Source organism: Sutcliffiella halmapala (genome assembly GCF_002019665.1).
Lineage (GTDB): Bacteria > Bacillota > Bacilli > Bacillales > Bacillaceae_I > Sutcliffiella_A > Sutcliffiella_A halmapala.
Genome location: NZ_KV917375.1, coordinates 4,511,851 through 4,526,871 on the forward strand (window position 1 = coordinate 4,511,851; position 15,021 = coordinate 4,526,871).

The window sequence follows — 15,021 nt, forward strand, 5'->3', positions numbered from 1 at the left end:
CAAGTTAGGTTTACTTATTTATGCAAAACGGAATTCATTAGTTCGTGAATCATTTCACATAGTTATTCTATTATAAATCAAAAATAAGCAAAATGTTTACTTGGAGATTGACCTTTTCATGACAATTATGTTCCCCGATTACAGAGGAGTTAATCTTTGAAGAGGTTTACTGTTTTCTTAATAGGCTCTGTTTAAAGAAGCGTGTTGATTTTCAGGTCCCTAGCTGTCGATTGGAGCACAAGGCGAAGACCCCTGGTTAGAGATAGCGTTTTGTGGAGATCCCCCGAGGAGGCTTTCGTAAGCCCCGCGGAAAGCGAAGCCTAGTGCGGAAATCAACAGCGGTGCTGAACAGTGACTCTTATTAAAAAAACAATTCTAAATTTACCTACTCCTCGCATAAATTAAAACAATTCAGAAAAAAACATTGCATTTCACAGACGTCTGTTGTAAATTAGTTAAATAATCAAATGATCTGATAATTTAATAGCGAACTTTCTTATCCAGAGAGGTCGAGGGAAATGGCCCGAAGACACCTCAGCAACCAGCAGCGTCACATTTGACGACTGAAAAGGTGCTAATTCCAGCAAGTTGTTTCATCAACTTGCGCAGATGAGAAGAATGAACTTTTCTAAAAAAGTCTTCTTCTTACAGAAGGCTTTTTATTTTTTCTAAAAGGTCCCTCCTCTCTGGGTACTAGTCACATAAAAATAGAGGAGGCTTTTTATATGTACAAAACAGAAACAAAGCTTGCGCAAATTGGAAATCGAAGTGAAACCACTACAGGAACGGTAAATCCACCCGTTTATTTCTCTACCGCATACAGACACGAAGGTATTGGTCAATCCACTGGCTATGATTACACGCGAACAGGGAACCCAACTCGCCATATTTTAGAGCGTGCGATTGCCGATTTAGAAAATGGCGAGCAAGGATTTGCCTGCAGTTCTGGCATGGCCGCAATTTTAACCGTTCTCTCCCTCTTTCAATCCGGTGACGAGTTAATCGTTTGCAAGGATCTATATGGTGGCACTTACCGTTTGTTTGAGGAAGGGTATAAAAAATGGGGTCTGTGTTGTAAATACGTGGATACAAGTGACCTTGCAAGCATTGAACGTGCCATCACTCCACAAACAAAAGCTATTTTTGTAGAAACCCCTACAAATCCTCTTATGGTAGAAACAGATCTATCGTCCGTATCAACCTTAGCAAAGAAACATGGGCTTTTACTGATCTGCGACAATACATTCTATACTCCTATACTCTTAAAACCTATCAAGCTAGGCGCTGATATTGTAGTGCATAGTGCCACCAAATACTTAGGTGGGCATAACGATGTTTTAGCTGGCCTTATTGTAGCAAATGGGAAAGAACTTTGTGAGTCTCTTGCCCTCTATCATAATGCAGCTGGGGCAGTTCTTAGTCCTTTTGATTCTTGGCTACTTATTCGCGGAATGAAAACTCTAGCACTTCGTATGGAAAGACACGAAAAAAACGCAAAAATCCTAGCAGACTATTTATCCAATCATAAGGCTGTCACTGATGTCCTATACCCTGGTAAAGGTGGTATGCTTTCCTTTCGCATTCAGGACGAGGCTTGGGTTAATCCCTTTCTCCAAAACCTTTCCCTTGTTACCTTTGCGGAAAGCTTAGGCGGCCTAGAAAGCTTTATTACGTATCCTGCAACGCAAACACATGCAGATATTCCGGAAGAAATTCGTTTACGTACTGGAGTTTGTAATCGACTATTGCGTTTTTCGGTCGGAATTGAAGATACTAATGACCTTATTCAAGATCTGGAGGCTGCATTTACCGCTGCCGCTACTTCCCACAATAAGGAGGTGCTAGCGTGAGTTATTCCTTTCAAACAAAGCTATTACACAACCGCCACAAAGTAGATTCACAAACAGGAGCGGTAAGTGTGCCTATCCAGCATGCTTCTACCTTCCATCAATTTGATGTTGATCAGTTCGGCAAATATGATTATGGACGTTCTGCCAATCCGACTCGTGAGGCTTTAGAGGACACAATTGCTCATCTAGAGGAAGGAACTAGAGGATTTGCATTCTCCTCTGGAATGGCTGCTATTTCAACTGCTTTTCTTCTTCTTTCTCAAGGTGATCATGTCTTAATTTCAGAGGATGTATATGGTGGTACTTATCGCATGGTTTCTGAGGTACTTTCCCGCTACGGCATTCAATATACATTTGTCGACATGACGAACCTAGACCTAGTAGAAAGTGAGATTCAACCAAATACGAAGGTTCTCTACGTAGAAACACCTTCTAACCCTTTGCTAAAGGTAACAGATATAGAAGCAGTAGCAAAACTAGCAAAAAGCATTGGTGCCTGGACCTTTGTTGACAATACATTCCTAACCCCTGCACTTCAAAAGCCTTTACTGTTAGGAGCAGACCTCGTGCTACATAGCGCGACTAAATTTCTTTCTGGGCATAGTGATGTGGTCGCAGGTCTTGCGGTAGCTAAAGATGAGGAAATCGCTAACAAGCTTGGCTTTTTACAAAATTCATTTGGAGCAGTACTCGGAGTTCAAGATGCTTGGCTTGTGCTCAGAGGACTCAAAACACTGCATGTTCGATTAGAACAGTCTGTAAAAACGGCAACAAAAATTGCCTCATTTTTAGAAAAGCACCCTCAAGTGAAAAAAGTATATTATCCAGGGTTAGTGTCACATGAAGGTTGCAATCTTCAACATCGTCAGGCGAAAAGTGCTGGTGCGGTGCTTTCTTTTGAGTTAGAAAATGAAGAAGCGCTACGATCCTTTGTTTCCAAGGTTCAAATCCCAGTTTTCGCCGTCAGCTTAGGTGCCGTAGAATCCATTCTTTCCTTCCCTGCGAAAATGTCACATGCAGCAATGCCTGAAAATGAACGGGCAAAACGCGGGATTTCGAATGCACTACTCCGTCTCTCTGTTGGTCTCGAGAATGAACAGGACTTAATCGATGATTTTGAAAGAGCATTAGATGATACAACTGTTATTTCCGCTAATGTAAACGGGAGGGTATACCATGGGAATCTTAGATGAATTACAACAGGATAAAATACTAATTGCAGATGGAGCTATGGGGACCCTTCTCTATTCTTATGGTTCTGATTGTTGCTTTGAGGAACTAAATCTTTCACAACCGCAACAAATCTTCAACATTCACCAAGCCTACTTAAATGCTGGTGCAAATGTCATTCAAACTAATACGTATGCAGCGAATTATCATAAGTTAGAACGCTATGGGTTACAGGATCAAGTAAAAGAAATCAATAGTGCTGCTGTCCGCTTAGCGAAAAAGGCTACTCGCAACCACGCTGCCTATGTAGTAGGGACTATTGGTGGAATTCGTGGTATTAAACCAAATGCTACTCCCATAGAAGAGATAAAACGGACATTCCGTGAGCAGCTTTACTGTCTTCTACTAGAACAAGTGGACGGTATTTTACTGGAAACCTTTTATGACTTGGAAGAACTTGAAACCGTCCTTGCTATCGCAAGAAAAGAAACGACTCTCCCTATCATTGCACAGGTCTCTTTGCAAGAGGTCGGATTTATGCAGAATCAAGTACCCATAACGGAAGCATTATCTAGACTTGAAGTTTTGGGTGCAGACATTGTTGGATTAAACTGTCGTCTCGGTCCCTTTCATATGCTATCCACGCTAGAAGAGGTATCGATTCCAAAGCAGGCTTTTCTTTCCGCCTATCCTAATGCAAGTTTGCCTTCTTATGTCGATGGAAAATTAAAGTACGAAAGTGATGCGGATTATTTTATCGAAGCCGCTCGATCCTTCCGTGATCAAGGAGTTCGATTACTCGGAGGCTGTTGCGGAACAACACCTTCCCACATCGAAGCTTTCTCCAAAGCATTAAAAAATGTTGCTCCTGTAAAAGAAAAATTAGTTAAAACTCGGGACAGAAAAGTCATTATCCCCTCGGTAGCTAAAAAGACTGCACCACCGCTCTATGAAAAGGCAAAAAAAGAACAGTCTATCATCGTAGAATTGGATCCACCAAGAAAGCTAAATACTGACCGTTTTATGAGTGGAGCCCAAGCCTTGAAGGATGCCGGAATCGATGCGATTACCTTAGCAGATAACTCTCTAGCATCTCCTCGGGTTTGTAACACCGCTTTAGGATCGATTGTTAAATCCGAAATCGGCTTGCGACCACTGATTCATATTACATGTCGGGACAGAAATCTTATCGGACTTCAATCTCATATAATGGGACTACACAAGTTAGGTATTCATGATGTCTTGGCAATAACCGGAGATCCAACAAAGGTCGGCGATTTCCCTGGGGCCTCTTCGGTATATGATGTTACCTCATTCGGTCTAATTAACATGATTAAACAATTTAATGAAGGCATTTCTCTCTCTGGGAAGGATCTTGGAGAACGCACAAGTTTCTCTGTCGGGGCTGCCTTTAATCCCAACGTACGGATCATAGATAAAGCGGTCCAACGCTTGGAGAAAAAAATTGAAAGTGGAGCAGATTATTTTATTAGTCAGCCAGTGTTTTCCGAAGAAAAGCTGCTTGAAATTTATCACGCAACCAAGCATTTAGATACACCTATTTATATTGGCATCATGCCATTAACAAGTAGTCAAAATGCCAATTTCCTCCACCATGAAGTGCCTGGAATTAAGCTAACAAAAGGCATTCTGGATACGATGGCAACATATAAAGACGATCCAAAACAGGCCAGCCAAGAAGGGTTAACCATAGCCAAGGGGTTGTTAGATGCTGCGCTTGAACTTTTCAATGGCATCTACCTTATTACCCCGTTTATGCGGTACGAGTTAACCGTCGAGCTTGCTAATCATGCCAAAAAATACGGTCCATTCCATTCATCTAGGAGGATACAAAATGTCTAAGCCAGTAACACTATTAGAGCAGCAAATGAAAAAGAAAATTCTCATCATGGACGGAGCCATGGGAACGATGCTTCAGCAAGAAAATCTTACGGCAGATGATTTTGGTGGTGAGGAATACGACGGATGTAATGAGTACTTAAATATTACAGCACCTCAAGTTATCGAATATATTCATCTAGAGTATTTAAAGGCCGGTGCCGACATTATCGAAACTAATACTTTTGGTGGTACGAATCTAGTTTTAGATGAATATGATCTTGGCGCAAAAGCCTATGAGATTAATAGATTGGGAGCAGAAATTGCCAAGAAAGCCACTGCACAGATTTCTACAGCAGATTGGCCTAGGTTTGTCGCCGGTTCCATTGGTCCGACTACTAAAACGTTAAGCGTAACAGGCGGTACTACTTTTGATGCACTCACAGAATCCTATGCAGAACAAGCGAGGGGCTTAATTGATGGTGGAGCTGACTGCCTATTAATCGAAACCAGTCAAGATATGCTGAATGTGAAATGTGGTTTTCTAGGAATACAACAAGCCTTTAAAGCAACTGGAAAAACACTGCCTATCATCATTTCAGGAACGATTGAACCAATGGGGACAACCCTTGCTGGGCAGGCCATTGATGCCTTTTACATCTCTGTTGAGCATATGAAGCCACTTGCTGTCGGCTTAAACTGCGCAACCGGTCCAGAGTTTATGCAAGATCATATTCGAACATTATCCAGTCTTGCCACTAGCGCCGTAAGTTGTTATCCAAATGCTGGCCTCCCTGATGAAGAAGGCCATTACCACGAAACTCCGCAGTCACTTGCTACGAAACTAGCTGGATTTGCTGAACAAGGCTGGCTTAATATCGTGGGCGGTTGTTGTGGAACGACACCTGATCATATTCGCGCCATCTCAGAAGCGATGAAGGAGTGGGAGCCACGTCATGTTTCTGTACCCGAGAATCATCGCGTAGCTGGGATTGAATCGTTTATCTATGATGATCCTTCCTTGCGTCCCATCATGGTTGGCGAAAGAACAAATGTTATCGGTTCACGAAAATTTAAACGTTTAATAGCCGAGAAGAAATTTGAAGAAGCGGCAGAAGTAGCAAGAGCACAAGTAAAAGGTGGAGCTCATGTCATCGATATTTGTCTTGCCGACCCAGACCGAGATGAGCTCGAGGACATGACGGCATTCGTGCAGGAGGTCGTCAAGAAAGTAAAAGTACCACTTGTCATCGATTCTACCGATGATGAAGTAATAGAAGCCGCACTGAAACATTCACAAGGAAAGGCCATTATTAACTCTATCAATCTAGAAGATGGTGAGGAGCGCTTTGAAAAAGTAATCCCGCTTGTTCATAAGTACGGAGCAGCGTTGGTGGTTGGTACTATTGATGAGATTGGCATGGGCGTAACCGCAGAAAGGAAGCTTGAGATTGCGAGACGTTCGTATGACCTTTTAATAAATAAATACAAGGTCTCCCCCACTGACCTTATTTTTGACCCACTCGTTTTCCCCGTAGGAACGGGAGATGAACAATATATTGGCTCGGCTAATGCAACAGTCGAAGGGATTCGCTTAATCAAAAAGCATTTCCCTCAATGCTTAACCGTTCTTGGAATCAGCAATGTTTCTTTTGGACTTCCACCAGTGGGTCGTGAAGTATTAAATGCGGTATTTCTTTATCACTGTACACAAGCAGGTTTGGACTATGCGCTTGTGAATACCGAGAAGCTCGAACGATTTGCTTCTATCCCAAAAGAAGAAGTCACCATGGCCGAAAAGCTTTTGTTCGAAACAACAGATGAGACATTAGCAGAGTTTACGGCCTTTTACAGAGGAAAAAAGAAAGAAATCAAATCAAATATACCAAATATGCCGCTTGAGGAACGTCTTGCTTATTATGTTGTGGAAGGAACAAAGGAGGGGCTACTCCCTGATCTTGAACTAGCTTTAGCAGCCTACCCTGCCCCACTTGATATTATTAATGGGCCGCTTATGGATGGCATGAAGGAAGTGGGACGTCTGTTCAATGACAACCAGCTTATTGTCGCCGAAGTACTTCAAAGCGCAGAAGTCATGAAAGCCTCCGTCGCTTTTTTAGAGCCGCATATGGAGATAAATGATTCATCCTCTTCCAAAGGTAAAATTCTGTTGGCCACCGTTAAAGGAGATGTCCATGATATAGGGAAAAACTTAGTCGATATTATATTAAGCAACAACGGCTTTGATGTCGTGGATTTAGGGATTAAGGTGACCCCTAGTAGTTTAATTCAGGCAATTCAAAAAGAAAAACCTGATATTATTGGTCTTTCTGGATTGCTCGTTAAATCGGCACAACAAATGGTGATAACAGCGAACGATATGAAGCAAGCAGGCATTTCTACTCCTATTATGGTTGGGGGCGCTGCCCTTTCACGAAAATTTACAGATCATAAAATAGCAAAGGAATATGAAGGACTAGTTTTGTATGCCAAGGATGCGATGAACGGTCTTTCCCTCGCCAATCAGTTGCGCTCTCCTGAGGAGCTAGAGCTTTTAGTAGCTCAGCAACAGGAAAAGAAAAGTAAACTAGTAGAAAGGGGCTCCTCAGTAGGAGAGGTCAGCACTACAGCGGTAGCCGTAAAGGTTCGCTCCGCAGTCTCTCGAGATACGAAGGTGTTTGTCCCAAATGATACGAAGAGGCATTTATTACGAAATTACTCTGTCTCTCACGTTGAGCCTTATATTAATATGCAAATGCTAATTGGACATCATCTCGGAGTAAAAGGCAAGATCGCCAACCTCATTGCGGAGAAGGATGAACGTACCCTTCAAGTAAAAGGCGTTGTCGACCAATTGCTATCAGAAGCGAAGCAAAAAAAACTCATTACACCAGCTGCTGTGTATCAATTTTTCCCTGCTCAGTCTGAAGATAATACACTATTGATCTATCATCCTGAGGACCATTCCACTGTGATTGAACAATTTGAGTTTCCAAGACAAACAAAGGAGCCTTACTTATGCTTGTCTGATTATGTAAGGGCAAAGGATAGTGGCGAAATGGACTATGTCGGGCTATTTGCCGTCACAGCTGGCAGAGGAATCCGTGAACTTGCTGCCGCATATAAAAAGGAAGGTCGCTTTCTAGAAAGCCATGCCTTACAAGCCCTCGCACTGGAAACTGCGGAAGGACTTGCAGAGCTTGTTCACCAGCAAATGCGCGATCGCTTTGGTTTTCCTGATCCCGTCAGTTTTACGATGAAAGAACGGTTCGCAGCTAAATACCAAGGACAACGCTTTTCCTTTGGCTATCCAGCCTGTCCGAATTTAGAGGATCAAGAAAAGCTATTTAAACTGTTACAACCTGAGGATATTGGAATTGAATTAACAGATGGCTGTATGATGGAACCCGAAGCCTCCGTATCTGCTATCGTATTCGCCCATCCCGAGGCACGGTATTTTAATGTATTGTAAAGCAAAAAGAAGCATATTGAGGTTAATCTAACAGTTTTACTTGCGAGGTGCAAAACTGTATATCTTAAGACCAAATTAAAATGGCAAATCACATAAACTTTACAGCATGATTCACATTATATTTCACAGTCAAAAAGGCTTAAAGATGCATATATCTCTAAGCCTTTTTTATTTTCCTTTTTCGTGAAACCAACTGTAAGTTGTACCAGTTCATTAGATGCTAAAGCGAGTTTGATAAATAAGCGGAGAAATTTCTCTTATTTAGGAAATAGCACTAAAAATTGCTTAAATAAACGGAAGGATTCCGACTATTGACTCGAAAAACGTGAAAATGGGTAATTTTGCTTGGCTTAGACGGAAAATCTCCCCTTATTTACCCCGAATCCAGCTCTATTCTGCAGTTTAGTCGGAAAATCTCCGCTAATTTTAAAATCACTAAAGAGTTGATCAATCATAAAAAACGCACTGTGAATTATATGACGAATTCAAGTGCGTTTTGCTATGTGTTTTATAATGTTTGCACCTTTAAACTTTAAAGTAAACCCATTAGAGGTTAATCAGTATGCTTCTTTTCTAATGTGAAGGATACATTATCCAACCCGTTATTTTAGAGTTCTACCTCAACAGCTAACTCTTCAAAAAAGTGTGTAACCTTCGAATAGTGAATCTTTAAGTCTTCTGTAATTGAAACATTCGGAAAATGAACTTCTAAAACTGCTCCCCTTTGAACATAGGAGCTTGGGCGATACCAATTATCATCTTTATCGAAGACCCTTAGCTCATTGATTGGCCAGTTGACAGTTTGACTTGGTGTCTCCATTCTCACTACTAAGTCCCCTCTTTGATTTTTAACTTCTGTTACCTTCAATATCGTCGAATTATTAGGGTGAAGAGTGGTTCCTGGCTTTAATGACTGAACTTTACTATTTCCTATACTGTATAGATATGGAATTATCGTATAGGTTTCTATAGTGTCATTAGGTACGAGTATTGTCTCCATCGTGTAAGGGATAAATCGCATAATTGTATCTGTTAAATGGTGAGGAGACATGGACGATATAGGATCCTGTATTTGATGTACACCATTTTTATTTTTTGTCGTGATTAAAAACTCTTGAAATGTATCCTTAGAAAGCTTCATTCTTTCTTCTTCTGGTATCTTAAGTTGTGTCTCAACTGAAAGCTTGGATGGTGATTTTTTAATTCTTTTCACTCCGAATGAATGATCAGAAAGTGCTTTTGCATAAATATTGACATTTTTTTCATCGTAAGCCTCTTCTTTCTTTAAATCAAAGGCAAAGCTCCAGCTGGCTTCTTCGGGATCTTTTAATTTTAATTCTAAATCTTTTAATTTTAATTCTAAATCTATTTTTGCATCAGCGGGAAAATACTTAGATCCAGTAAACTCTATTGTTCCATCCTCAATTGGTCCATCAAAGCCCATTACCCCGTGGCTTTGAGTAGTAGGATCATCGTTTATCATTAATTTGTATTCCAAGTTACTATTTATTGTTCTATCTGCTAAGACTTCATATCCAATTACTAACTGTGAATGATCAAAGTATGCCTCTTTCAAGTTAAGGGTAATCCCATTATCTTCTGCTGAAAGGGATAACTTCTCCACTCTCCCTTCCTCTACTACCTTCTTTATACCTGCGTCTCCATACTTATAGAGAGGGCTATCCTCGTAGGCTTGTCCTTGCGTATTTTCTGAGTTTAGTAAGGTTGCCTGGAGTAATACTGTGAGGATCCCAAGCACTAAAATAGAGGCAATATTCACCTTCCATTTCTGCATCCTGCTGCTTCTTTTTCGCTCCTGCTGCTGCCCTACCTCCAGCGCCTTTCTCACCGTTGCATCTAGTCTCTCTTTCGGAATAGGTATTTGGTCGATTTCTGATTTGATTTCTTGACTAAACCTCTCCATACAGCTCTCCTCCTTTATCTAAATTGCTCTTTACTTGGGATAGGGTGCGGTGCAATTGCGACTTAATAGTTCCTTCAGGCTTATCAAGTAATTGCGCAATTTCTTTCAGTGAGTAACCGTAATAAAATCGCATGATTAAGAGCGTCTTTTGTTCGGGCTTTAGCATGTCCAATACTTCTTCCAGGTCCATTCTATGTATCGATTGGTCACTGTTCTTCATACTTGGTTCATGCTTATCCAACTCTAACAAGGTTACTTTGTTCTTTTTTCTAATCGCATTAATAGCTGTATTGATAAGGATTCGCGTCATCCAGGTTGAGAAATATTCTGGCTGCTCTAGCTTGTGAAACGCTTTATAACCATTAATAATGGCATCCTGAACGACATCTAAAGCATCCTGTTCATTTCTCATATAGGTGTAGGCCACTCGATATAGCTTGTCTTGCTCACTTTTTATTAGCTCTTCAAAGGTTGGAAGATTGGTTCGTTTAAACAACGCCTTTAATTTTTTCACTTTGTGACCTCCTTTCATACATTAGACACGTCACTTCGGTAATCCGTTCCAAAAACATTTTAATTTTCCATATAAAAATACCCTAACCATGTCTGAATGGCTAGGGTATTCTTCTTTTATAACTTAAATCTCTTAATCAATTCATTTAAATCTTCACTTAATGTTAGGAGTTCTTCTGATGAGTAGGCGATGCTATTAATCGCTTTTACTTGTTCATCGGTGGAAGCAGCAATTTCTTCTGTACCAGCTGCAGATTGTTCTGCAATAGCGGAGATGCTTTGGACAGATGCTAATACTTCTTCTTTTGAATCATTCATAACATTCATATTTTGCATGATTTGATCGATGAACTGAGTGATTGAACGAATATTCGTTGCGATGTATTCAAAAGATTCTCCAGTGTCTTTTACCGCATCACTTTGTTCAACCGAAATTTTATTTGTTTTTTCCATTTCAGCTAATATTACCTTGGACTCCTCTTGGATGCTGGAAATAGTATGCTTAATATGGTTCGTGGATTCAGCTGATTGTTCTGCAAGCTTCCTAACTTCTGTTGCCACTACAGCAAATCCTCTGCCATGCTCTCCCGCTCTTGCAGCTTCGATACTTGCATTTAAAGCTAAAAGGTTCGTCTGGTTGGAAATTTCATTAATCGTATGGGTTATTTCTTCAATATTATTTATTTTGTCCGTAAATTGGGACATGAGCGTATTTAAACTACGAACAATTTCTGTTGATTCATTCGTATGACTTGTTAACACTTCTAATTTCTTCATGCCATGATCATTAGCTTGAACAATTTGGCTTGATAGCTCTCTTAAGTCATCTTGTTTCGATAGCACATCTTCAATATTGTCCGCAAGATTTTGCGTAATATTATTCGTACTTTCCAGATCTGTCGCTTGTTGGACAGCACCCTTTGAAAGCTCCTCAATGGCACGATTCATTTCCTCACTTGTAGCAGCAACCTCTTCTGCAACTGCACTCATATCCTCCACAGAGGCTTTTACTTTCTGAGAAGATGTGCCTACTGTCCCAATCATTTGCCTCATATTCACAAGCATTGTTTGGAAGGATGCCGACAATACGCCAATCTCATCCTTAGACGTAGTACGTATATCTCCTGATAAATCACCCTGTGCTACTTTAGAAACAGCAGCATTTAGTTCAAGGATTGGCTTAGTCATATATTTAGCTAATAGGAAGGTAACGATACTAGCCATAGCTAACGAAATCAAGCCAATAATCATAATGTTGCGTAATAAATCATGGGCTAGAGAAAGCATATCCTTTTCAAGATATACGCCTCCTATTTTCCAGCCTGTCTCGCCTATCGTTTCATAAACTAATACTCGGTTTTCCCCATTATACGTGTAATATTGAGTTCCAGTATTCCCTGTATAAATCTCTTCGATAAAAGGAAGCTCCATTAAGTTCTCCCCTAACATTGTAGGGTGAACAAGTGCCGTTCCTTTATTATCTAGTAAAATACTGTATCCTTCATACCCTATTTGTCGTTCTTGTACTATTTCACCAAGTGAATGTAGGTTTAAATCAGCGCCCATTACTCCTGCTATCTGTCCATTTACTATGATTGCTTTAGCTAAAGTAATCACTGGTTCACCTGTATCTCCATCAATATAAACATCAGTATGAATGATGTCATCTGGACTTTGAATAGCCATTTGATACCATTCTCTATCCGTTGGGTCAAATCCAGCTGGTAGATTAATTGTTGGTGTTGTATGGAGCTCTTTCGTTGGTGTAGCAAAATAGATTAACTGAATATCAGGGAATTCAGTTACTATTTTTGTAAAATCTTCATTAATGGTAGAAAGGACTTGATTATTCTTGGTTGATAAATATTCACCGATATAGTTACTCTCAGATTGATAACTCACTATACTAGTAAAATTATTTAAATATATATTGATAAAATTACTAAGATCCTTCATAGATCCTTCTGCATCAGAAACAGCATTGCTCTCTATTTTTGATTTCGCTTGTAAATATGTACCCGCTCCCACAGCCGCAATAATAAGGAAGATAACGACAGTAAAAGCTAAGATCAGTTTGCTTTTTAATGACTGAAACATAACTAAACCCCTTTAAAATAAACATTTAGTTATTATATCGGTTTAATAAGAAAAATGTTTATAATATAGGATTATTAACGCTTCATAATATAATCTAGATGTTACAAACTCAGGTAGTTTTAAATCACTTATCCCAAAACCTTGCTTATCTTTTTCAGCGCTGGTTCACTGCTAATCTCGGAAAAGTGTCTAATTAATTCCTTTCTCGCTTCTTCTTTATCTATATCAAGCTCTTCTATTTTATTTTTTGTCATCCACGTTTTCATCGTTTCATAGGAGGTGCTGCTCCAGCCGTTTTTCTCGCCATTTACGTCTTGCTTCTCCTTCGTTCCTGATACGACAATATCCATGCTCCCTTGTAGTTCAAGTAGCGCTTGATCAAACGACTTTTTCTGCTCTTTGTCCCGCATATCAGCCTTTGCTCGAAGAACTCTCGTATCAATGCCTTCCTCTTCGCTAATAATCGTAAAGAGCTTGAGCGCTTCTCGTGACATATATCCTTTATTGTAGCGATTTTGAACCGAATCCTGGCTACCTAGAACAATTTTCACGTAAGGCAACAATCCCCGAGAAATGAACACCGCTTTTTTCTTCATAAATTTCCCGTAAGCTGCTACTCCCTCTGCTGCAAATTGAGTACGCCACTTCCATGGATCCAACTCTGAGTTTGTATGCCAGTTCTCCTCAAGCGTGATTCGATTCAATGCAGGGTATTCGTCAAAAAGTGGTGCAAGTGGCAATAATCCAAGCTCATTAATCACTTGAACCGCTTCTTCATATGTATGGATGATCGGTTGATTCATATAAACCCTCTCCTTCAAACAGCTTTTTATAAAGCTATTTCTACAAACTCTGCTGATTGTCCTTTTTTAATACTGATTTGATTTTTTCAAACCGAATACTTTATAAAAGAATTTTATTTCTTATCTTGCATTGCAAGGTACCGACACATATAATTAATAGTATCATGTATTACAAGTTACCGATGCGCATAGCTATATTGTATAACAAAGTACCAGTGGGGTGAGAACATGGCGGCTAGAAGTCAACTTTTAAAGGGAATACTCGACGCCTGCGTGATGGCGATTGTAGAAGAACAGGCCGTTTATGGCTATGAATTATCACAAAAGCTGCAAAAGGTTGGGCTTCCTGACATTAGTGAAGGGACGATTTATCCCGTCTTACTAAGACTGCAAAAAAACGGCTTTATTCGTGGAGAAATGAGACCCTCTACAACAGGTCCTAATCGGAAGTATTATTTCTTAACTGATGACGGAAAAACAGAGCTAGATCGAATTGCGAACGAGTGGCTCCTGATCGCAGGTCCAGTTAGCAAGTTACTACAAAGGGGGAAGTAAAAGATGGGGAACGTAACATTATCAAAAGAAAGTCAGAAGTTCATTGAAAATTTACGAGTTTATTTATTTTCTAGCGGCAAAAAAACGAGTGAGATTGACGAAATCACACAAGAGCTAGAAGTTCATTTATTTGAGGCAGAAAAACAAAATAAAGGAGTAGAGCACATAATTGGTAACTCTCCAAAAGAGTACATGGAGCAGCTTTCGCAAGAGATGTCCTTTGATATAAAAGGCTGGTTCAAATATGTTCCTTTAATTATTTTTGGTGCCTTCTCTGGTCTTGCTTTAAGAGATGCAGTGTTCGGCACAATTGATTATTCTATGTTAGAGCTCATTGGTTATCCACTCATCTGTATCATTTTGTTACTAGTTTATATGTTTAGCTTCAAATATTTAGCAAGCCATAAACTATCTAAAACGAAAGAATTCCTTATTTTAGGGGGAGTAGGAGGGCTTTCCATCGGGATGTTTCTGGGTTTAATTTTATTAAATGGGCAAGTGTCCACTCCAGCTATTATCCTTGGCACCTTCGGAAACTTAGTCGTAGCAACGATAACCATCATTTTTTTAGTCGGAATCTCCATTTGGAGCAAAACACTCATTTCGATTATTTTTCCTTTTCTTTACATCGCTCCTGAATATTTCATCGGGTTAACTTCATTTTCAGAAGCAACGAAGCTGATCTTAAGCAGCTTGCTGATGTTTGGTGGAATTGGCATTTATCTTTTCATAGCAACTAGAAACTTGAAAAAGACTTCCTCGGTACATTAAAAAAGCTACAGTCTAACCTGTAGCTTT

10 protein-coding genes and 1 riboswitch are annotated in these 15,021 nt (G+C 40.0%); of the genes, 6 read left to right on the forward strand and 4 right to left on the reverse strand.

Annotation, left to right across the window (positions count from 1 at the left end; all coding sequences use genetic code 11):
* Window positions 1–493: 493 nt before the first annotated feature.
* A riboswitch (SAM riboswitch) is annotated at window positions 494–616 on the forward strand.
* Window positions 617–725: 109 nt separating this feature from the next.
* Genes BK580_RS22195 through metH form a run of 4 tightly spaced genes read left to right on the forward strand, consistent with a single transcriptional unit; the run spans window position 726 to window position 8,331 of the window.
* Window positions 726–1,850: a methionine biosynthesis PLP-dependent protein gene (locus tag BK580_RS22195; RefSeq protein WP_078382424.1), complete on the forward strand. Its 1,125-nt coding sequence runs from the start codon at window positions 726–728 to the stop codon at window positions 1,848–1,850.
* Window positions 1,847–3,043, forward strand: a complete 1,197-nt coding sequence (gene metC / locus BK580_RS22200; protein ID WP_078382425.1) for a cystathionine beta-lyase — start codon at window positions 1,847–1,849, stop codon at window positions 3,041–3,043. The genes BK580_RS22195 and metC overlap by 4 nt, the downstream gene beginning before the upstream one ends.
* Complete coding sequence (locus BK580_RS22205) at window positions 3,027–4,883, forward strand: bifunctional homocysteine S-methyltransferase/methylenetetrahydrofolate reductase (RefSeq protein ID WP_078382426.1); 1,857 nt, start codon at window positions 3,027–3,029, stop codon at window positions 4,881–4,883. Before metC ends, BK580_RS22205 begins: the two co-directional genes overlap by 17 nt.
* Entirely contained in the window at window positions 4,876–8,331 is a 3,456-nt protein-coding gene (metH, locus tag BK580_RS22210) for a methionine synthase (protein ID WP_078382427.1), read from the forward strand. Before BK580_RS22205 ends, metH begins: the two co-directional genes overlap by 8 nt.
* A gap of 607 nt (window positions 8,332–8,938) precedes the next feature.
* Here the strand turns inward: metH and BK580_RS22215 are convergent.
* The 4 genes from BK580_RS22215 to BK580_RS22230 all read right to left on the reverse strand — a co-directional run bounded on the left by BK580_RS22215 (window position 8,939) and on the right by BK580_RS22230 (window position 13,668).
* Window positions 8,939–10,255, reverse strand: coding sequence for a DUF4179 domain-containing protein (locus tag BK580_RS22215; RefSeq protein WP_078382428.1), 1,317 nt, complete (start codon window positions 10,253–10,255; stop codon window positions 8,939–8,941).
* On the reverse strand, window positions 10,242–10,769 hold the full coding sequence (locus BK580_RS22220) for a sigma-70 family RNA polymerase sigma factor (protein WP_078382429.1): 528 nt from the start codon (window positions 10,767–10,769) through the stop codon (window positions 10,242–10,244). Before BK580_RS22220 ends, BK580_RS22215 begins: the two co-directional genes overlap by 14 nt.
* Window positions 10,770–10,885: 116 nt before the next feature.
* The gene (locus tag BK580_RS22225) at window positions 10,886–12,865 is read right to left on the reverse strand and encodes a methyl-accepting chemotaxis protein (protein WP_078382430.1); all 1,980 of its coding nucleotides are present in this window, start codon (window positions 12,863–12,865) and stop codon (window positions 10,886–10,888) included.
* Window positions 12,866–12,993: 128 nt separating this feature from the next.
* A complete protein-coding gene (locus BK580_RS22230; protein ID WP_078382431.1) occupies window positions 12,994–13,668 on the reverse strand; it encodes an AlkZ-related protein in 675 nt (224 codons plus the stop codon).
* 228 nt (window positions 13,669–13,896) lie between these two features.
* Here BK580_RS22230 and BK580_RS22235 point away from each other — a divergent pair, with 228 nt between their 5' ends.
* Window positions 13,897–14,223 carry a PadR family transcriptional regulator gene (locus BK580_RS22235; protein WP_078382432.1) on the forward strand — a complete coding sequence of 109 codons (327 nt, stop codon included), beginning with the start codon at window positions 13,897–13,899 and terminating at the stop codon, window positions 14,221–14,223.
* 3 nt (window positions 14,224–14,226) lie between these two features.
* Window positions 14,227–14,994 carry an HAAS domain-containing protein gene (locus tag BK580_RS22240; RefSeq protein ID WP_078382433.1) on the forward strand — a complete coding sequence of 256 codons (768 nt, stop codon included), beginning with the start codon at window positions 14,227–14,229 and terminating at the stop codon, window positions 14,992–14,994.
* Window positions 14,995–15,021 lie beyond the last annotated feature (27 nt).

Coding starts and splice junctions, on each gene's coding strand:
- BK580_RS22195 (WP_078382424.1), top strand. CDS start 726: ATGTACAAAACAGAAACAAAGCTTGCGCAAATTGGAAATCGAAGTGAA.
- BK580_RS22230 (WP_078382431.1), bottom strand. CDS start 13,668: ATGAATCAACCGATCATCCATACATATGAAGAAGCGGTTCAAGTGATT.
- BK580_RS22215 (WP_078382428.1), bottom strand. CDS start 10,255: ATGGAGAGGTTTAGTCAAGAAATCAAATCAGAAATCGACCAAATACCT.
- BK580_RS22205 (WP_078382426.1), top strand. CDS start 3,027: ATGGGAATCTTAGATGAATTACAACAGGATAAAATACTAATTGCAGAT.
- BK580_RS22240 (WP_078382433.1), top strand. CDS start 14,227: ATGGGGAACGTAACATTATCAAAAGAAAGTCAGAAGTTCATTGAAAAT.
- BK580_RS22235 (WP_078382432.1), top strand. CDS start 13,897: ATGGCGGCTAGAAGTCAACTTTTAAAGGGAATACTCGACGCCTGCGTG.
- metH (WP_078382427.1), top strand. CDS start 4,876: ATGTCTAAGCCAGTAACACTATTAGAGCAGCAAATGAAAAAGAAAATT.
- BK580_RS22225 (WP_078382430.1), bottom strand. CDS start 12,865: ATGTTTCAGTCATTAAAAAGCAAACTGATCTTAGCTTTTACTGTCGTT.